Annotated in this window: 17 protein-coding genes and 1 riboswitch; of the genes, 14 read left to right on the forward strand and 3 right to left on the reverse strand. The window is 52.5% G+C overall.

The genetic code is table 11. The annotated features are described in order from the left end of the window. Window positions 1–81 precede the first annotated feature (81 nt). The 6 genes from AC0V6O_RS05055 to AC0V6O_RS05080 all read left to right on the forward strand — a co-directional run bounded on the left by AC0V6O_RS05055 (window position 82) and on the right by AC0V6O_RS05080 (window position 5432). Window positions 82–1635 (forward strand): sigma 54-interacting transcriptional regulator, encoded by a 1554-nt coding sequence (locus tag AC0V6O_RS05055; protein WP_486145511.1) that lies wholly within the window; start codon window positions 82–84, stop codon window positions 1633–1635. Between the two features lie 323 nt (window positions 1636–1958). After that, window positions 1959–2330 (forward strand): BlaI/MecI/CopY family transcriptional regulator, encoded by a 372-nt coding sequence (locus tag AC0V6O_RS05060; RefSeq protein WP_486142088.1) that lies wholly within the window; start codon window positions 1959–1961, stop codon window positions 2328–2330. Further along, entirely contained in the window at window positions 2320–2580 is a 261-nt protein-coding gene (locus tag AC0V6O_RS05065; RefSeq protein ID WP_486142090.1) for a hypothetical protein, read from the forward strand. Before AC0V6O_RS05060 ends, AC0V6O_RS05065 begins: the two co-directional genes overlap by 11 nt. A 553-nt stretch (window positions 2581–3133) precedes the next feature. Next, window positions 3134–3757 (forward strand): hypothetical protein, encoded by a 624-nt coding sequence (locus tag AC0V6O_RS05070; protein WP_486142092.1) that lies wholly within the window; start codon window positions 3134–3136, stop codon window positions 3755–3757. Window positions 3758–3801: 44 nt separating this feature from the next. Then, complete coding sequence (locus AC0V6O_RS05075) at window positions 3802–4392, forward strand: serine hydrolase domain-containing protein (protein WP_486142094.1); 591 nt, start codon at window positions 3802–3804, stop codon at window positions 4390–4392. Window positions 4393–4577: 185 nt separating this feature from the next. Next, window positions 4578–5432 (forward strand): alpha/beta hydrolase, encoded by an 855-nt coding sequence (locus AC0V6O_RS05080; protein WP_486142096.1) that lies wholly within the window; start codon window positions 4578–4580, stop codon window positions 5430–5432. Window positions 5433–6205: 773 nt separating this feature from the next. Here the strand turns inward: AC0V6O_RS05080 and AC0V6O_RS05085 are convergent. Together AC0V6O_RS05085 and AC0V6O_RS05090 are read right to left on the reverse strand one after the other, a co-directional pair. Beyond that, window positions 6206–6952, reverse strand: a complete 747-nt coding sequence (locus AC0V6O_RS05085) for a glycosyltransferase (RefSeq protein WP_486142098.1) — start codon at window positions 6950–6952, stop codon at window positions 6206–6208. Window positions 6953–7213: 261 nt separating this feature from the next. After that, on the reverse strand, window positions 7214–9142 hold the full coding sequence (locus AC0V6O_RS05090) for a S9 family peptidase (RefSeq protein ID WP_486142100.1): 1929 nt from the start codon (window positions 9140–9142) through the stop codon (window positions 7214–7216). A 227-nt stretch (window positions 9143–9369) separates the two neighbouring features. After that, window positions 9370–9564, forward strand: a riboswitch (cobalamin riboswitch). A 33-nt stretch (window positions 9565–9597) separates the two neighbouring features. Here AC0V6O_RS05090 and AC0V6O_RS05095 point away from each other — a divergent pair. The 4 genes from AC0V6O_RS05095 to AC0V6O_RS05110 all read left to right on the forward strand — a co-directional run bounded on the left by AC0V6O_RS05095 (window position 9598) and on the right by AC0V6O_RS05110 (window position 12791). Beyond that, complete coding sequence (locus AC0V6O_RS05095; RefSeq protein WP_486142101.1) at window positions 9598–10131, forward strand: DUF6580 family putative transport protein; 534 nt, start codon at window positions 9598–9600, stop codon at window positions 10129–10131. Next, a complete protein-coding gene (locus tag AC0V6O_RS05100; protein WP_486142103.1) occupies window positions 10097–10915 on the forward strand; it encodes an ABC transporter substrate-binding protein in 819 nt (272 codons plus the stop codon). The genes AC0V6O_RS05095 and AC0V6O_RS05100 overlap by 35 nt, the downstream gene beginning before the upstream one ends. 1 nt (window position 10916) lies before the next feature. Continuing rightward, window positions 10917–11714 carry a Dph6-related ATP pyrophosphatase gene (locus AC0V6O_RS05105; protein ID WP_486142105.1) on the forward strand — a complete coding sequence of 266 codons (798 nt, stop codon included), beginning with the start codon at window positions 10917–10919 and terminating at the stop codon, window positions 11712–11714. A gap of 87 nt (window positions 11715–11801) precedes the next feature. Continuing rightward, window positions 11802–12791, forward strand: a complete 990-nt coding sequence (locus tag AC0V6O_RS05110) for a tryptophan halogenase family protein (protein WP_486142107.1) — start codon at window positions 11802–11804, stop codon at window positions 12789–12791. A 217-nt stretch (window positions 12792–13008) separates the two neighbouring features. Here the strand turns inward: AC0V6O_RS05110 and AC0V6O_RS05115 are convergent, their stop codons facing one another. Beyond that, the gene (locus AC0V6O_RS05115; protein ID WP_486142109.1) at window positions 13009–14217 is read right to left on the reverse strand and encodes a methionine gamma-lyase; all 1209 of its coding nucleotides are present in this window, start codon (window positions 14215–14217) and stop codon (window positions 13009–13011) included. A gap of 107 nt (window positions 14218–14324) precedes the next feature. Between AC0V6O_RS05115 and AC0V6O_RS05120 the strand changes: the two genes are divergently transcribed. The 4 genes from AC0V6O_RS05120 (at window position 14325) to AC0V6O_RS05135 (ending at window position 19966) form a co-directional block, all read left to right on the forward strand. Continuing rightward, entirely contained in the window at window positions 14325–14783 is a 459-nt protein-coding gene (locus tag AC0V6O_RS05120; RefSeq protein ID WP_472638276.1) for an Lrp/AsnC family transcriptional regulator, read from the forward strand. 217 nt (window positions 14784–15000) lie between these two features. Further along, window positions 15001–15537, forward strand: coding sequence for an RNA polymerase sigma factor (locus AC0V6O_RS05125; protein WP_486142110.1), 537 nt, complete (start codon window positions 15001–15003; stop codon window positions 15535–15537). Continuing rightward, window positions 15534–16580, forward strand: coding sequence for a FecR family protein (locus AC0V6O_RS05130; RefSeq protein ID WP_486142111.1), 1047 nt, complete (start codon window positions 15534–15536; stop codon window positions 16578–16580). Before AC0V6O_RS05125 ends, AC0V6O_RS05130 begins: the two co-directional genes overlap by 4 nt. Window positions 16581–16699: 119 nt before the next feature. Then, window positions 16700–19966 carry a TonB-dependent receptor gene (locus AC0V6O_RS05135; protein ID WP_486142113.1) on the forward strand — a complete coding sequence of 1089 codons (3267 nt, stop codon included), beginning with the start codon at window positions 16700–16702 and terminating at the stop codon, window positions 19964–19966. Window positions 19967–20348 lie beyond the last annotated feature (382 nt).

The following is a 20348-nucleotide window of genomic DNA, read 5'->3' on the forward strand; positions in this document are numbered from 1 at the left end:
AAATTAATCTTCACCCAATAAATTCAAATACGTTATATAACCCAACAGAGCACAAGGAACTAAGATGGTGAAGTTAAATTGATGGAGAATGAAAAGAGATGTCTTGACATTGAGACAATAGTCGCTGGCCCATCAGATTCTGATGCATTGCGTCTGGATGTCTCAAAATTGTGCTTGGGAATAGTTCATCACCCTATTCGTGAGCGAATTGGCGAATTTGCTCAATTGGAGTTCGACCGTCAGGGTACAGCGGCGCTTTCTCGGTTGGTTCCCATGTTTGGCAAGAGCCCCTTTCAAGAAGCGAGGCCCTTGCTCGATCCACACCTCTCTCGATCGCCTGTTCGCATCGAGCAAATGGGCGGCACGCAATTTAAATTCATTCCAAACGGGAAGTTCCCCCACCTGACCATCAATGGCAGATTGGTCGAAGAACCGGCCGTCTTCGACATGACTGAGTTGGGAGACGAAATCGTAATTGGGTTGGCGAATACTGTCTTGCTAGCGCTATTTCGCCGGGCCGTGACGCAGCACAAGGCGAACGATCAACATGACTTGGTCGGCATTAGTCACGCGATATCGACTGTTCGTTCAAAGATCGCACTGGTCGCGCAAACAGATGTATCCGCTCTTATTCTGGGCGAGACTGGCACAGGCAAGGAGCTTATCGCTCAAGCGATTCATCAATCCAGCAGGCGTTCAAGTAACCGGCTGGTCAGCGTGAACATGTCTGCGGTTATGCCGTCACTAGCGGCGGCTGAGCTGTTTGGCGTTCGGCGCGGCGCATTCACTGATGCATCAGCGGACAAAGCGGGATTGTTTGAACAAGCGGACCGAGGCACTTTGTTTCTAGACGAGGTGGGAGCGACGCCTATCGAGGTCCAACCAATGCTCTTGCGCGTACTGGAGGATTGCAAAGTTAAACGATTGGGCGATGAGAAATCCAAGCTCGTCGACGTAAGAATTTTGGCCGCCACGGATCAACTTGACATCGTCAACGCTGAGAAATCTGCATTCAATCAACCTTTGTTTCGGCGTCTTGAAGGGTTCTCTATCGAGGTGCCCCCGTTGAGGAAGCGCCGGATCGACGTAGGCTTGCTCGTGGACCACTTCATGATGAAAGGACAAGAACATACAGCGCTAGTGGGACCTACCCCATTTGCCTATAGCAACGCACTCTCGTTCAGTCTTCATCATTGGCCCGGCAATGTCCGTGAGCTTCGCAATGCCGTCCAAAAACTAAGCCTTGGCGAAACAGCCATTCCGCTCCGGACCGCTTCTAAAATGGAGTCGGCGCTGATCACCCAAAATGATCAAAGACCCAGATCCAAGGCACCAAGAAGGGCCTATCGCAAACCTGCTGATGTCACTAAATCGATGATGTTCAGCGCGCTGAATGATTCTGATTGGATCATCAAGAAAGCCGCTCAATCCCTGAATGTGTCTCGTACATCAATGTATGAATTGATGCGAAAATACCGGGCCAGGCGTCGACTGACCGATATCACCGACGATGAGATATTGAAAACGACTGGCGAAGTCGACGGCGGTATTGTGCGATGGGCAGCACACCTTCGCGTAGGACATCAAGAGCTGCGAGATCGTGTCAGCCTATTGCACGTGCCCTCCGACGAATGATAGAGAGCTGCATTGCCGTTCTTTGTCTTGTTGAAATTTCCCGAAGGCATCGGATTGCCGCAAAATTACAATTTTGTTGGACAGATGTCTAACATCTGAGCCTGCGGAGGTTCGGCTGAAGTCCAGTAGCCGAAATTGGCCTGTGTACTAGATGACCGCTTTGCAATACTCTACGATACCATCCCGACAATCCGCTTTCGGTCCAGTTCGAGCCGTCATTCGGGACAAGAGCACCGCTAGTAACAGTTTGACGGCAGTAGCGAATGAACAAGCGGACAACGTAGCCTTGATTCGTGTTACATGTGTAACATATATGCTGACTTATGTCACAGCCCAGCAAATCCGAACTCGCGATTCTAAAGATCCTTTGGGCCGAAGCGCCTTTGTCGGCTCGAGAAATTCAGGAGAAAGTTGGCCCGAAGATGGATTGGTCATTCTCAACGACGCGGACCACTCTGTCGCGGATGTGCGATAAGGCCCTGTTAAAGCAGAGTTCGAAGCATGGGGTTCGCGTTTTTTCTCCTTGCGAAAGCAAGGCTCGGACATTGTCCGGCGTTATGCGCGAGTTTTTCGCTACAGTATTGGAGATTGATGGGCCGCTGCCAACTGCAGCCTTTCACGACAGCAAAGTGCTGACGGAAGAAGAGTGGTTGGAATTAGACGACTTTCTCAACGGGAGCGATAATGATGATTGAGGCGTTAGGCCTCGTCCATTTGTGGAGCCTCATCGTTGCTGTCGGTGCCTGGTATCTCCAGCGCGATGGTGATCAAGGGACAGGCTCGCGCTTTCCCGGTCCAAGTGCTTGGGCAATGCTAATTTGGGTAAGCCTCTTGCCTGGACTAATCTATCCCATTCCATTCAGTGACTATGTCATCTTGCCGCAAATACCGGGCCTCGAAGTTGAAGCATTGCGAACCGAAGTGGGATCGCAGGAAGGCCCCTAATTGCCGAGCCTCCTGATGCTCTATCTTTGTGGTGCTGGTGTATTGATGGCTCGCACTTTGTGGCGGTGGTTGCAATTGCAACGTTTACCTTTGAAACCGACAGGAAAAACCGATGTCTTTTCGACGTCTGAGCCGCTCCCCCCGTTAACATTGTCTTGGCCCAAGAGAGCGGTTGTCATCCCCGAAGGAATGGAGGCCAACCCCGCATTGATACGGCACGAGCGCGCTCACTTGCAGCACAATGATGGCGAACTCACCTTGCTCTTTCTGCTTTTGCAGCACGATGTTCGCCGGAACGGAAGCGTCCATAATCTGTAAGTTTTCGTTTCTACCAACCGCTGTTTTGAAGCTGAAGCCGCAAACGCGCTCCTGCAATGGAGGGCCGAGCCACAACCCAAATCACTCAAGAGCGTCATCGTGAGGATGCACTTCGGGATTTCGGGTGAAGACCCCGATGAACTGAAAGAACAGATCGCGGACTTTGGTTGGTGACCTCATCAGATTTAGCCTTCGCATCTCAGAGCAAGGTTTGATGCCATTCAAAGGATAAGTTATGACGCGTATGCGATATCTTATCGCTCTCCTGACCGCACCTTTGATAGCGGGTACCATCGCATCTCAAGCTGCTTTAGCAGAAGAGGTCGCGCAAGAGGCCAAGCACTGGGGCGATCCCAATGTGGACTATGTTTCAACAGCGTGGCCAATTGAGGCAGACAGCGATCTATTAGACATCCGAGAGGTGCCAGTACTCGGCAGCGGCTTTTTCGACGTTGCTCCTGAGGACAGAGACGACGGCGCCGCCGTCGGCGAATTGGGTGTCAATGGCGGCAACAAAGAGATGATCGTTGGACTGGCGGAGGAACTGTCCCACGGTCAGCACGGTGCAGTCGACAGTTTGCTCATATCTCAACAAGGCAAGCTGCTGTTTGAATCCTATTATCAGCGGAGCCGGGTTAACCTTAGCCATCCGCAGGCATCAGACACGAAAACTTACACGGGGTTGGCTCTCGGACGTGCGATTCAGCTAGGCTATCTGACCATGGACGATCTACACAAACCCATGATCAGCTTCCTCAACGATATTGATCGGTCCGACCTTGTAGAAGGCGCGGACAAGGTCAGGTTACACCAAGCACTGACCATGCGCTCCGGTATTCGCTCAAAGCTGAAAAGGTAGAGTAATTTGAGCGATATCGTGACCTAATTGATGGGCAAAAACTGGTGCAGTCCGTACTCGAGCAAAGCGATCCGATAACCGATGAGGTGCTGACCGAGTTTACTTACGGGAACTACAGCAGCATGATCGTCATGCAGGTTATTGATGCCGTTGTTCCCGGCAGTGCCGAGAGTTTCGTCAAAACCGAACTCCTCCAGAAAATGGGCATCGCCGGTTACGAGTGGCGTATCGGTCTGGGCGGCCTGCGAGCAGGAGGTTGGAAATCCAGTTTCACTTCGCGTGATATGCTCAAGTTTGACACCCTCGCAATGAGCAAAGGGCAATGGAACGGAGAGCAGCTGATCCCAGAAGCTTATATCTCCAAAGCAACCAGCAGAATTCTCTATAACGGTGATGATCGCATCTTTGGTGGCGGTAAGGATGTCTCTGGCCAGGGGTATGGCTACCTCTGGTGGAGCGGCGACCTGAAAGTTGGCGACAGAACTTATTTGGCGACATCGGCCCAAGGGTGCGGTGGGCAGTTCATCATTCTGATTGAGGAGCTTGATCTGGTCGTTGTGACAACAGCAGGCATGCGAGAGCCAACAGCATTGCAGATGGCAGCAGAAAGGATCGTGCCAGCTTTCGTGGACTGAGATGCCAACCGTTGTGTCGCAGTGGGCGATGGTCGCAATGATTTGCTCGCGAAGCCTGCGGCGCGGCTTCAATACAAAGAAAGGCCAAAGGAATGCCGCAAAATCTGGGGTCCTATACTGCGATGATTTCCCGATCTTCGCTAGTTATCTGCGCTCTTCGAAGTTTGCGTGTTCTGCTCATTACGATGTTCGCGGTTTTGATGTCAGCATGCTCAAGTGACTTTTCTCTGAAGCCATCCGATGCGCGTCAGATGCGCATTGCTATCGAGTCGATACATTGGGGCACGCCCTGGCACGTTACAGTCACACTTCCTGAAGGCTATGATGCCGCAAATGAGGGTAGGTATGCCCTGCTCCTCCACTTTGCGTTTGATCAGGAAAGCTATGAATGGACGCGGGAAGTAGTGGACGAGTTCAACGCCGGCGAAGGTCAGCATAACATCATTCTTGCGTCGCTTGACTACTTTGATGGCTCTGCTGAAGTAGGCGACGAACACGCGAGCGAAAACGCCAACAAGACTCTGGCGCATATCGAAGATGCAGTGCTTCCGTTTCTGCGTGAAGAATATCGCGTTGATGGGAACGTTATCTTCGCTGGATGGTCACGTTTTAGTCGCTTCGCCACCGATGCTCTAACGCGAAAGCCGGAATTATTCGACGCAGCTATCATCATCAGTAGCGCTCCAAATGACAGTGACCTTCATGATCGAGTGCGCAAGATGCTGGAGAGCAAGCCCCAATTGAAGCTCTTTGTCTATCATTCGATCGGCACTGAAGGGAGTGAAGCCAAGTTACTTGATTCACCAATCAACGAAGATCAGATCTTCTTCCCCAATCAATCCATGGGCGGTGACATATTTTACCTCAGTCTATCGAGTTTCCAAAACTTCTATGCATCTAATGAAGGTAATGACTTTTCGAAAATTGAGCCCGTCGGGCTAGAGTTCGGCGTTCATGCTTTCATGGCATCATCGCAGGATTATATCGCACTGAATGCCCGGCACCAGGAAGACGAAGGCCGAAACGACAACGATATCTAGTTTCATTTAAGGCAAGTGACGGCTCATGGAACAAGCCGATCGATCTAGGTAACGACATCAATTCAACTGCCAGCGATAGAGTTCCAACTATCTCTCCCGACGGAAAGTACCTCTTCTTCGGAAAGGATGAAGTAGGAGGCGACGGAGACGCTGATATCAAATGGGTGAGTACGCAAGCCATCGAAAATCTAAGGCCGACGGCAAACTAGGGCGATCGGTCGTGGTAAGGCATTTTCGACCCCTCGTAATCGTTCAGACTGTGACGATTGCCATTTTCGTTGTTCTTAAGCAGCTGCGACCGCAGCTGGCACAAGCGTTTCCCCGATCCAGCTTTCGAGGTTTTTCTATATTCGTTTCCCAATTTCGCTGAAAGCTTGGCTAGCTTTCTCGTCCTTGTGATGCTGCTGACTTTAGCATGGTATAGAGGTGGTTCTGCTGGCCGGTTTCTCACTTTCCCGCGGGGATATGCGCGCTCGCATTCCTCAGTGCAGGTTTCCAAGCAATCGGCCAGGAAATTGGGGTCCACAGCCTCGGAGGGGAGCAGGTCTACGATCCTTACGACGTCTATTTCTCAGTCGCAGGATTGGTTGCAGGACTTGTGGTATTTCTTGCCTGAAGCCCGAGACCCATTGATTTGAGCTAGCCTGCTAGCTGCTACTTATGCTCGACGAAGATAGGCAGGCATGATTGAGCTTGGTGTCGCCTATTGCTGGGCCGATCGCTGACTGTCTGATCCTAGCCCCCGAGGTTGGAAAAGTAGACTAACAGCATCTCTAACGAATATCGGGATAGTGCTCGCCAAGCCGTTCACGTGCGCCCATCGCCCACATCAATCCAACCTTTAGATAGATCCAATTGGCTCTCCATCGACCCCATTTTGTGATCCGTCGATCAGACGTCCAAACCCAGCGCGGAACCATGCGCACTTTGCCGAAACGGGCAAGCTTGATGCAAAGATCCGCCTCCTCCATCACCGCCAATCGTTCATCACAACCGGCGACTTCAAGGAATCGCTTTCCTCGGAAAAACATCGCGTGATCGCCAAACAATAGCCTTACGCCGCTCATGAACAAATGCGGTCGAGTGATCAGAGGTACGTACCAGGTCTTAATCCAATTGTGGCAGGTCGATCCCCAACGCGTGCCTTGCGGTCCGGCGATACGTGGCGTGAAACTGGCGAGGCTAGTTCTTCCGTCCGCCATTGCGGTCCGTATCACAGTTACGGCATCGAGAGGTAATATGGTATCAGCGTGCAGCACACAGATGATCTCTGAACTCGCCTCCCCCACTCCAAAGTTAATTTGAGCGGCGCGGCCTCTCTTTGGAGCTGTCAAAACTCTGAAGCCGGCTGCTTGGACTAAGCGAACAGAGTCGTCGGTGCTACCGCCGTCGACGATCAGGATCTCATCTGCTGGAGGATCAAGCGAACAAAGACGATCCAATGTCGCAGGCAGTGCGAGTTGTTCGTTTAGCACTGGGACAAGAATTGTGACTCGGTCCACGTTGTTAGTCGCGGCCATCGATGCGGTTCTCATGAATGGTCACAATCGTCATACAGCCCGCATAACCTATATTCGAACACCAGATTATGTAAACGCACCACGAAGCAGGTATCGTCAGAGCAAGTGCACCTGATGGAAAGCTTAGGTTGAACGAGTGTGGCCGAGCGATGGCACGACTTACGAAACAGCTAGCTTGCTTCGGTATTTCAACTTATCGCCGCAAGTGATCCGTCTGTTTGTGGTGACGTAGGTCCGCGTTCGCTCGCACATTGCTCGCAATCAGCGCCCGATATGCTGATCCAGAAAGTTGAGATAGGCTTCGGAGGCTTCGACGCGGTTTTCCTTCTTGCGGAAACCATGGCCTTCATCCTCGAAAAGCACGTACTCTACGTCAACGCCATTCGCTTTAACCGCAGCAACCAACTCGTCGCTTTCAACCTGCAGAACCCGCGGATCATTCGCCCCCTGCACGACAAGCATCGGCTTTACGATATTGGAGGCATGGAACAGTGGTGAGATTTTCCGCAGGCGCTCCTCATCTGTCTCTGGATCTCCCAATTCATCCAACAAAGCCTTGCGGTTAGCGCCCCACCATGGCGGGATTGACTTAATAGTGCGGACCCAATTGGTTACGCCAAAAATGTTTACCCCAGCGTCGAATACTTCCGGTTCAAAGGCCAGTGCGGCGGCAACCATGTAACCGCCGTAAGATCCGCCCATGATCGCAATGCGATCATCTGCAATCCAGTCCTTGTCCTGAAGATAATCCTTGGAGGCGACGACATCGCCTAAATCGGCCTCGCCATGGCGCTTATCATCCATGTGGAAGAAGGTTTTGCCATAGCCCGACGAACCACGATTGTTGATCGCATAAACGGCATAGCCGTTGTTCACCAAATGCTGAATCGTGGGGTTATATCCACGCCGACTCTGGCCGCCAGGACCGCCATGAACCCAGACGATAGCCGGGGCCGGATTATCCGCGCTTGCGCCGTTTGGACGATAGAGCACACCAGGAATTTCAACCCCGTCATAACTCTCAAATCGTCCGATCGAAGCGGTGACGAGGTCTGCTTCGTCAATCGCCGGGTTCAGCGCGCTGGTCAGACGCTTCGTTTGGCCTGAGGCCAAGTCAGCGACATAGAGATCAGAAGGCGATGTATCCGATGATACGGTAAATGCGATCTGGCTTTCTGCTTCGTTAAAGCGGATGCTGCCTAAATTGCCTTCGGGAATCCCACTGAGCTCAACCTCACGACCCGTCGTTTGATCAAGAAGAGTCAATTGCGTGAGAGCATCAGCATTCACCGCGCTAACCCGGTAGCGACCCGAGCGCGAATAGCTGACGAAGCTGACATCCCAATCTGCTTTTAGATACGGTGCAGTTTCCCCACTTGTCAGATCATAAGTCCATGCTTGATTGAATTCGCCATGCTCGTTGGTTGCGAAGGTCAGTTTCGAGCTGTCGCGGGTAAAGCCATAGCTGCCATAGCTGATATTGCCCTCGTGTTCGGTGATCAACTTCGGCTCGGTGCCCGCTGCCAAATCGACCAGAAACAGGTCGCTATCTGCGCTCGAATTGTTGCGTGACAGGACCATCCAGCGCCCATCATCCGATACGCCACCAGGAAAGAAGTTACCCGGATTCTCAAACAGCAGTTCACGCGAGTAATCATCCGCGTCATAGACGTAGACATCGAAGGCCTGTGGGTCGCGCTCATTCGTGGCGATGTAGAAGGAGGTGTCGTCTCCGCTCCATCCGGCAAAGCTTGCAGTAAGGCCTTCACCTGGAGTGAGATCACGCACCGTACCATCAAGCTCGCGGAGATAGACGTGGTTCAGCTCGTTACCGCCACTGTCCGAACTGTAAATCACGCGATTATCGTTCGGAAACAGCGAGCTCGCGAAAATCGCGTTTGTGGTTGAATTGGTAAGCGCTACCGGTTCACCGCCCGACACAGGCAGCAGATAGGCGTTGAACACGCCTGAACTATCCGAATTGATCAAGACATTCGCGCCATCAGATGTGAACACATGTCCGCCCGAAGAGCCAAGGCCAAAGGACGTGGAATCGAAGAACTGCTGCGCATTGTATGTCTCGTTTTCGCGCTCAACCGTAGACTGTTCAGTGCGCTCCTCATTCGAAAGGGCGGGTGCGCTCAGCGCCAGCAACGAAGCGGCTGTTGCCCACTTGAGTGTATTGAGCATCTGTTGTCTCCCAGAGATAAGGGCGCTGTGCGCCTGAACGTTCCAATCGTAAGAGCCTACCAATCCTTCGCGCAAGAGCAAGAGTACGCATACTCCGATGCCAGCTTGAATGGTTGTTCTGTCGGCTGTGAGCGGAATGTCGAGTTATGGCGAAAAATAATCAGAACGTTGCCTATCCGCCCCAGTCACATTTACAAGCTACGCTCTTCAATTGTTGTTCAGAAACGCTATGAAGAAATCGTGCTCAAAGAGCACATTCGAGCTGGCTAACGGGAAACCGGTGTAAATCCGGTGCTGACCTCGCAGCGGTGATCGAGTGATTGGCGACATATGCCACTGTGCCCGGGAATGGCCCTGGGATGGGAAGGCGTCGCTAATCGATACTCGTAAGTCCGAAGACCTGCCTCTCGAATTCAGCATCCACCGCTCGGGGACTAGCGGCCAGTGGAGATCGAATGATGAGCGATCATGCACGGCATGGTTTTATCGCCATGATGGTTATGTTTGCGGGGGTCGCGTCACATGCGTTGCCTCATCCAATGGGTGTTTCGACGGTCGGGGCAATCGGAATGCTCGCTGCCTCTTACCTGCCCAGAAAGCTTGTAATGATACCGGTTCTGGCGACTGTACTTATCGTCGATGCCATGAACGGTTTTTATAGCCTGCTGGCGATGAGTTTCGTCTATTTGGGACACTTGGCAGCGGCTTTGTTTGTCAGCCCCGTTCTATCGGCGATCAAAGTGCGTTCGGTGGCGATGGCCGCCGTGATCAGTGCAGTAGTCTTCTACCTTCTATCCAATCTCACCCCCATGGTGATGGGCTATTATCCGAATACACTGGAAGGCTGGATCACCTGTTATGTGAACGCCCTGCCGTTTCTTTTGCGCGGCATTCTCGCCAATGCGGTTTACGGCGGAATCGCATTCGGCCTGATTGCCTTGATAGGAGCGAGCGATGCGCGTCGTCTCTTTGCTGCCCAGCGCGACTGATATCGCCGTTGCTCTTGGCGCGAAGGATGATCTGATCGGTGTAAGCCACAGTTGCTCGGGCGATTGGCAACATTTGCCAAAGCTCACCAGTACATGGCTCGACACTTCGGCGTCGGCCGCTGAGATTGATCGACAGGTGTCCACCGCCAATCGGCCCCTGTATCAACTGGATATAGATACGCTCGAACACCTTGCACCGGATGTGGTCATCAGCCAGTCGCTATGTGATGTATGTGCGGTGCCTTCGGGGGATGTCCGTGAAGGGGTGCTTGCGCTTTCGAGTAGGCCCAAGCTGGTTGATCTCTCGCCCTATGGCCTCGCGGATGTGCCGGTTTGCTTTGAGCAAGTCGGCGAAGCGATTGGCCGCGAGCGGGAAGCGGCGGCATTGATTAAGCAATGGTATCGCACCTTGGAGGAATACCGAGGCGCCCAAGCCCAAACCGAGCTTAAGGTTGCTTTCCTAGATTGGCTCGATCCACCTTTCATCTCGGGCCACTGGGTGCCCGAGATGGTCGAGCTGCTAGGGCTGACCAATATCCTTGGCAGGGCCGGAGAGCCATCGTTTAAAGTCAGCTGGGAAGAAGTTGAAGCAGCGCAGCCCGATCTCATTATTGCCGCTGCCTGCGGCTTTGATGCCTCACGCGCGCAAAGTGACACAATTCCGCTCGAAGTGCCTGTCATTCATCTCGACGGCCACCTGCACTTTAGCCGCCCCAGCCCAGCCTTACTGCCCAGCCTGAGAATGCTCAGCGAAGCAATTGCGGAATTTGTGGAACTTGCCTGATATGAATTATTGGGCCCTGCATGAGGACGCCTGCAAGCGCGGCGAGAAGAGCTACACCGATCCGGAAACGGGTTTCATGGTGTTCACACGTCATGGGCTGCTTGAGAGGGACAGGTGCTGCGGCGCCGGGTGCAGGCATTGCCCGTTTGGACATGAAAGCGTCGGTTTGTCCCAACGTGCCAAGCGTATCCAGCAAGCGGCTTGGCTTACTCAAGCGCGGCCCGACCCCTCCCGAGAAACTGCTGTCTTGTTCTGGAGCGGAGGCAAGGACAGCTTTCTCGCATATCGGGCCCTGGAGCGTGAGCAGCGATTCAGCCTTACACTACTTACCACATTCGACGCGCGTAGTCGGATTATCGCGCATCAGGAATTCCCCATTGATGATGTGGTGGAGCAGGCCACAAGGTTGGATGTGCCGCTGATCGGAGTGCCGCTGCACTCTGGGCCGGATTATGTGGAACAGCTGCTGCCCGCGTTGGATCTAGTGCCCAATAGCAAGGCTCTTTGCTTTGGCGATTTGCATCTGGAGTATATCAGGAGCTGGCGTGAGGACGCCTTTGCAGCGCGTGAGCGAACCAAGTCCATGACGCTCGAGCTTCCGCTCTGGAACGCGGACTACGCCTCACTCATGGAAGACCTGACCGCTTCAGGTGCCGAATGCCGCATCAGCGCCATCGCCGCAGATTTGCCCGGTATCGCGATTGGTGATCGCTTCGATGCCGAACTGATCAAGCGCCTGCCCGAAGGCGTCGACCCATTCGGCGAAAACGGCGAATTCCACACTAGGATCATACCGTAGTGAGACTGTCGATTCCGATTCTGGGTCGATAACGGACTATCTGGTCCGTGTCATGTCAGAGTGGCGTGGCGTGGCAGGTCAGGGGTGATGCTGCTTCTTCAACTTCAAGCTGCTGAGGCAGGAAAGTTTGCCACATCAGACAAATCCTCGCTGAATTACGCCTATCATCTCGATTCCAGCCTGTATGCGAAATATCTGCGCAAACGCAGCGAGGCGCAGGGCGTCACGCGCACTGAAGGACTGATCGAAGACGTTACACTTAACCCTGAAAAGGGCGATATTGCCAGTTTGCGACTGCAAGATGGGCGAGTGATCGAAGGCGATCTGTTTATCGATTGCACTGGCTTTCGTGCCTTGCTGATCGGGCAGGCGCTGGGTGTGAAATTTGTCGATTTCGGCCATTGGTTGCCGATGGACCGGGCGATCGCCGTTCAAACGGAATCCACCGGCGATATCCTGCCCTATACCCGCGCCATTGCGCATCAGGCCGGGTGGCAATGGCGTATCCCGCTGCAACATCGCGTCGGCAATGGTCATGTCTACTCCAGCGCCTATATGGAGCAGGATGCAGCGTACGAGATTCTGATGAACAATCTCGATGGCCCGACCCGGACTGATCCGAATTTCATAAAGTTCAACACGGGGCGGCTTGAGCGCATTTGGGAGAAGAATTGTATCGCTGTGGGCCTGTCTTCCGGCTTTCTTGAACCGCTCGAATCGACCTCGATCCATCTGATTCAGATCGTTGCAACGCGGTTGATCAAAATGTTCCCGTTCCAGAAATCGTCACCGGCACTCGCCGGTCATTTTAATCGAGAATTTGTCGAAGAGTTTGATAGCATTCGGGATTTCATTATCTTGCACTACATCGCCACACAGCGTGATGACACGCCATTTTGGCAAGATCGCCAAAGCCTTGATATACCGGACAGTCTCGCGAGCCGCATCGCCTCGTTTCGTCGGCGCAAGGAGCTGATCAATCAAGAGACCGGCCCATTGGCAGAATCCCAACGATTGAGTGCGAGATTACAAGAAAACCTGCCGACAAACCGTGAGTTTTTGAAGGCCTTCTCGTAGGCCAAAGCAAGTCAATCAAAGGCGGCGGGCTACATGTTTGGATTGTGTGGTTCTTTGTGGGCCAGGGCCGGCAAGAGCGATCAGCGATTGGCATTGTAAGGCGAACTCCCCCTTGGCGGATTGAGTGGCGAGGGTAAGGCGCTCTACATCTTGCAGCGACGATTTCGCGTTAGACCAACAGTACCCCCTTTTGGCTAAAGCCATTTAGGGACAGAGCTTAACGAGGCGATTCAAGTGCCGATTCCAAGTCATGTAACAGGTCATCTTCGTCTTCTAGACCGATGGAGATCCGAACAAGTCCGTCATCAATGCCGTGATCATGGCGCTCCTGAGGCGAGTAGGTGGAATGTGTCATGCTTGCTGGATGCTGAATCAGAGTTTCAGTATCTCCCAGCGATACGGCGCGCTGGATGAGATTTAGTCCATTCATCAAAGCTAGTCCGGCATCATAGCCGCCATCCAGTGTAATAGCGATCATTCCGCCGAACTGGTCCATTTGCCTACTTGCCAGATTGTGCTGAGAGAAAGTGGGAAGACCTGGATAGAACACTTGCGAAACAGCGTCATGAGTGTGCAGATAAGTAGCAATTACCTTAGCCGATTCAGTGTGTTGCTGCATTCGTATTTGCAGGGTTTTCAATCCTCGCAATACCAACATGGCGTTGAACGGTGACATAACCGCGCCGGTCATATCTTTCATGCCCACCAAGCGGATTTCTGAAACATCGTCAGCGCTGCCGATAACAAGTCCGGCGACCACATCACCGTGCCCTCCCAGATATTTGGTTGCTGAATGGACGACAATATCCGCGCCCAGTTCAAGAGGGCGGGTAATGACTGGTGTAGCATAGGTATTATCGACGACGCAGCGGGCACCTGCCTGCTTTGCTATTGCCGAAATTGCGGCAATATCGACAAGCCGCATATTGGGATTGGCAGGTGTCTCAAAATACACGATTTTGGTTTTGGATGAGATAGCTTGAGCAAGCTCTTCGGGGTCCGTCATATCGACGTGTGTGATCGTGATTCCAAACCTTCCAAGGCCATGGCGCATGAATGCGAACGTACAGCCGTATAAGGTTTTGTCGGTGATCAGTTCATCGCCCGGTTCCAGAAACGTCCATAATGTCGACGTAATCGCGCCCATACCGGAGGCCGTGGCCAGAGCAGCTTCTCCATTCTCCAGTGTCGCAATTCGTTGCTCCAATAGAGCTGTGGTTGGATTTGAGATGCGAGAGTAGAAGTGTCCTTCTCTTTCTCCAGCGAACATCTCACCGCCTTCTTGGGCGCTTTCAAATACGAAGGTCGATGTCAGATGCAAAGGAGGCGTAAGTGCGCCTTCCGCTCCTGCTGGATCATATCCGTGATGAATTGCACGGGTCGCGAAACCCATTTTTTGAGATTGGGATTGATGCTTATTGAACATGTGCACTCCTCTGCATGCACAATCATAGCGTGGTTTGGGCGGCGATAGATTGCTATATTAGCTTAAAAAGCATGGTATTTTAGCATATATGACCCTAAAAGTCGCTCATGGATATTAAAGACCGGCAGATCATCCGCGAACTCCAGAAGAATGGACGCCTTACGAACCTTGAGCTTGCGGAGCGGGTCAATCTGTCGCCATCGCCCTGTTTGCGCCGCCTCAGAAACCTTGAAGACACTGGAGTTATTCAGGGATATGCTGCTCTCGTTGATCAGAAAGCATATGGCGTTCCATTGACTGTCTTCGTCAGTATATCACTGGAAAAACACTCCAAGGAAGTCGTGCGTTCGTTTGAACGGAAGGTTGATGCGATAGATTCAATCTTGGATTGTTTTATGACAACGGGAGATGCTGATTACTTTATGCGCGTCGTAGTTTCTGATTTGGAGGTGTACGAGAGTTTTGTTCGAAAAGAACTGCATGCATTGCCGGGCATCCGTTCCATTGATACAAAATTCGCATACAGCGTCGTCAAGAATACGCAGGTCTATCCCGATATGAGTTAGGGTGATCATCGCTAAGCCGGCCGGCAAAGGTGTGCCGGACTGACGCTTTGTTTCTGTCCGGACTGTTGGCGTTTAAACTCTTTATTGTTGGAATAGGCTGGCGAGGTTTCCAGTGATCGCACTCCAACTAGCGAGGCGGCGAGTGGTTGCCCGAACTTGCTATCTCCCTCGATCTCGAAATAGCTGAGATGAATGTTGTCGAAAAAACTATTCGAACGTGGCTAGGGCTCCTTTAGCTCCGCTAGGCGCCAAAGATCGTGCGTTGTTAGAGGGTTGGTCTCAAGAATTCGGGCCAGCCCTTAGGAGCTATTTCAGGAAGCGTGTTCCATCGCCTGGGGAAGTGGACGACCTTGTGCAGGATGTCTTTGTTCGCTTGGCGCATCGCGCCGATCTGAATTCGATCGAGACGGTTGAAGGTTACATCTTCCAGACCGCACGAGCATCGATCGCCGAATATTATCGTAAGCGCACAACCAGCCGTGCCGACCTGCAAGATATGTTTGATGAAGATAAGCATATTTTGGCGGAAATCTCGATCGAAACCGTCTTGGCAGACAGGGAGGCTGTAAAACAGCTTATTTCAGGACTCTATGAATTGCCGGAAAAAACGCGCGATATATTCGTCCTTTATCACTTTGAAGGGTTCAAACAGATGCAGATTGCGCAGGATCTGAACGTTGGGATCAGGACGGTTGAACGCCATCTCGCACAGGCAAACACCTTTCTGTTGAAGCGAGTCGAGCGTTATCGATGAACGCGCCTGCCGAAACAGATATGGATACCTGCGAGGCGGCAGGATTTTGGGATGCCCGTTTGCGCGCACCCGACTGCAGTGATGCCGATCGTGCTGAGCATGAAGAATGGAAAAGCGCAGATCCAGATAACGCACAGGCTTTCAACGGCCTGCAGGAAATGATCAAGGACTTGCCGACGATCGCATTGATGCCGGAAGTGCAGTCTATGCGCTCAGCGGCACTAAGCCGCAGTCAAGAAAGTGCTGCGCCTACCCCGAATTCAACCCGTTGGTCGTTTGCAAGCAAGGCCTTTGCTGCGAGCGTTGCGGCTGTCGCCATGACTGCACTGCTTGTCATGCAAACAGGAAGTAACGTCGAGGGCGTGACGCATGCGGTTAACGATCATACACCGGTCTTTGAAACAGCGGTGGGTGACCGGACCGACATCCCGCTTACCGATGGAACGATCGCAACGCTCAATACTGACAGCGAGATTGACGTGCGATACGGCCTGGACGAGAGGGCTATTCATCTTACTAGAGGGGAGGCGCACTTCGATGTCGCCCATAATCCCGATCGCCCCTTCGTCGTCTATGCAGGCGATTACAAGGTGATAGCAGTCGGAACTGCGTTTGATGTTAGAACGTTAGAGGATACGGTCGACGTAACGGTCTTAGAGGGTGAGGTTGAAGTTAAGCGGATCGATCAAGATGATCGGGAAGGTCTGCAGCGAGGTGCGATGCTTGTTGCAGGACAGAAGCTTAGTGTGCGTCAGGCTGGTCCAGCGCTACGCCGTCAGGCGAATTTGTCCGTTGCCGCGTCCTGGCGAAATGGCAACGCTGTATTCGAAGATACTCCCCTGATGATCGCAGTTCAGGAAATGAATCGTTACAGCGAGGTCAAACTTACGATCTCCGACTACGAGCTAGCGAATACCGAAATCAACGGAGTGTTCATCGCCGGGCGGCAAGACAGTTTCGTTGCAGCATTGGAAGCATATTTCGGAGTAGCGGCCAAGCGTGTTAGCAGCACTGAAATTCACTTGGAGCCATCAGCGCGTTAGTGGTTTGGTTGCTTGGGTGCCTCTCGTCAAAAAAAGTTGGCGGGTTTTGGTTTCCGTATCGCTCTACCCCACTGACAATCGAGAAACGATTGCAGACTGAATGATGGGGGAATCCTGAGATGAATCGTACTACCGCCAAAAATACCACCGCATGTCGAGCCGTGCTTCGCATGGGTGTCGCCTCGGTTGCTTTGGCTTTCGCGAGCCCGGCGTTGGCGAACCCCGTCAATTTCGATATTGATCCGCAGCCACTTGGTGATGCTCTTAGGGAATTTGCTCAAGAGAGCGGTAAGGAGATCCTCTTTGCCGGCCATCTCACAAATGGAAAGCGATCAAACGACGTCGATGGTCGCTACGAGCCTGAGGTTGCACTTGAGCATTTGTTGCGCGGTACTGGTCTGCACTTCACTAAGACGCGACATGATGTCTTTCTGGTGCAAGCGGCGCAGGCGCGAGAGGGTGCTAACGGTCAGGCTACTGCTGAAGAGCAAGGGGCAACTATTCGCCCTGCCTCAACAGCTGGACAGGCAGCAGCACCTGACAACACGATCGTTGTAACGGGGTCACGCATTCGCCAGGCGGCCGTGTCAAACGCTACGTCAAACATTCCCCTGCAGGTTTTGACTGCCGAGGATATTGCGCAAAGCGGCTCTCGGGATATTGCCGAGCTTCTACGTGATCTGCCTGGCGTAGATCGAGGCTTTACGCCGGAAACCACATCATCAAGCGTCCAGAATAGCGGGTTGAGTACAATCAGCCTTCGACGCTTGGGGCCAAATAGGACATTGACTCTGATTGACGGGCTGCGAGCTGTTTCCAACTCAGGCAATGGCGAAAGCGTAAGTCTTAACACGCTGCCGAGCGGGTTCGCAAAAAGGTTGGAGGTCACCACTGGTGGTGCGTCAGCAATTTACGGTTCGGATGCAATCGCAGGTGTTGTAAACATCATCCTGGAAGACGACTTTGAGGGTGTTGAGCTGAGTACACGCTATAATACGCCGGAAGCTTCTGGTGGCGAAGAGTTCTCGATTGATGCCACGTTTGGCAAAAAGTTTGCGGATGATCGCGGCTATTTCCTCGCCGCATTTAGCTATGATGATCACAGTGCAATCTTAGCGGATGCCTCGCGTCCGCAATCAATCGCAAATGTTGAATTCAATCGACCTCTGACCAACCCGCTGGACCCGGATAACCCTGATGCTTTCAGGGATGAGACCGCGTTCGGCGATTGTGATAATTCGGGGCGCTTTTGTATTAATCCTTCGGGTAGTGCTGGATTGCCGGGCGGCATCTTTGAGGGCGATGATGCCTTCAACATTGGAGGTGTGTTTTTCAATGATCGTGCAGGGAACCTTCCAGATGACCGCGATCCGCGGTTTGGCTTTGAAACGGATGTGGACGGCTTTAACTTTCGGCCTGGCCGATCGCTCTTCCCATCGTTCGAAAACTATAATGGTGCCGTTCGAGCGTCGTTCGAAATCACACCGGACACAGAAGTTTTCTTCAATCTATTGTACACAAATTCGACGGTTGTATCGACCAACAGCGCAATAGTCATAACCAGCGGGACAGATATTGGGCCGTTCAACGCATTGGGTGATATTGGCCAAATTGCTGCTGATAATCCCTTCATTCCGCCATTGGTTGAAGAGACTCGGATAGGTACGGTGTCTTTCGCACGGCGACTTTCCGAGTTAGGTCCTGCAATCACAACCAATGAGCGCGAGACGATCCGCGGCCAATTCGGGCTAAAAGGCGCAGTATCGGACGATCTGAATTGGACTTTGGGCGCCACCTTTGGTCGTTTCAATCAGCGGCAGGTGTCTCAAAACCAAGCGAACTATCTTAATATCCGTAGTGCTCTAAATGTTACTCCAGATGGCCTGCAGTGTGCCGACGACGCGGCGCGAGCCCTGGGGTGCGTTCCACTGAACCTCTTCGGTGAAGGCTCGATCTCGGATGCTGCCGCAGATTTTATCCGTTACACTGGGCTCCTGCGGCAGTTCCGTGAACAGGCGACTGTTTCTGGTGCGATCGATGGTTCGATCTTCGAGTTGCCTGCCGGTGATGTGAAGGTTGCGTTCGGTTTCGACTACCGGCACGAACTTCAGGATACAACGGGTGACCCTGATCAGGACCTGGAGCTTACATCGCTCACGACCACACCAGATTTTCGTGGTTCCTTCGATGTGATTGAAGGTTTCGCGGAATTGGATATTCCGATTATCGAAGACCAGCTCTCGTTGCAGCTTGCTGGGCGAGTAGCCAATTATTCAACCGTCGGCACGGTTTACAGCTACAACGTTGGTGGTACTTGGCAGCCAATCGATGATATTCGTTTCCGTGCGCAGTATTCGCGGTCCCAACGGGCCCCTAGCCTGACCGAATTTTTCTCGCCATCGCGGCCAGATTTCGGAAATTTGCGGGACCCTTGTGATGGCCTGATGCCAGATGGTAGTGGGGTAACGCCAGCTCCAGGCAGCACAACATCAGCTGACACCATTGCTGCCAATTGTTTGGCGGAACCCGGGATCGCAGCATTTTTTGCGAACCCAGACAATGCAGGACTGGCATTTGAAGGTGTCCCGACCGTCGCCGAACCGAATGTTGGCAATCAAAACCTGCAGGAGGAAACAGGTACTACTTATACGGTGGGTGGCGTATTCACACCATCATTCATTCCAAATCTGGTGGTTGCGGTTGATTACTACGATATTTCCATCACCGATGCGATCAGCAGCATTTCAACTCAACTAACTGCTGACCTCTGTTTCTCGGATGCGGATTTCCCCGACAACCGTTTCTGCGATGTGATTACCCGTAACGCGACAAATGGCGAGGTAACGCAGATCATCAATCGGCAGGAGAATCTTGACAGTTTGGACGTCTCGGGGCTGGATGTCTCAGTTCTGTATAGAATTGAACCTCTCATAATTCCCGGTGAATTTAGCTTTGATGTGCGTTATTCGCACTACTTCACAGATGAATTCACCTTTCCCGCGATCGAAGGTCCTACGACAGAAAGCGTTTTGCGTAGAATTACACAGTCAGATGATGAATTTCGTGCGCGTGCAAGCTGGGCGTATGACGGTTTCAGGTTGACGTGGACGACGACCTTCAAAAGCGGGGGGCTTGATGAATTCGTCGAGCCTGAAGATCCAAGCTTCTTCCGAGCAGGGTCGGAAACGCTTCATAACCTGTTTGTGCGATATAGCTTTGGTGATGATGACAGATTCTCGATAAATGGCGGCGTCACCAATGTCTTCGATAGGATTGGTCCTATTCTGCCGACCGGTTTGACGTTGGGAAATAGCCGCAACATTCTCTCCACATTGAACGACATTGAAGGGCGAGAGTTCTATGTTGGAGTGAGCGCTAGATTCTAGGTTGCTCCCGCGTCAACGAAGCGCTGATCTTTTGTGAGAGGTCGGGTTAGCCCCCGGTCTCAAACAGAAAAAGGATGTCTGGATAGGGTCAGGGTATTGCCCTGACCCTACAGGCTTGTTTGTCCTTTCAAGCGCTTGGATTCAATGTTCTGGCCATCCACCTGATCGTTATGGTGTATGTCGAGTCCTCATTGGGCCTACGGAACGCAGAAGATCTGCCGCTTTAACCCGCGACCGATATTTGCGACGAGGCTATTCGGTTGGTGGAACCGCTAGGGCCGCTGTTTAGAGCGGATGTTGAGTGGCGATCGAGCACATAGAATGTGGAGCTTCGAACATCGGTGCTGGCACCGCGCGTTCATTCAACTAAAGATCACAACCC

Source organism: Erythrobacter sp. JB2-19 (assembly GCF_057365005.1).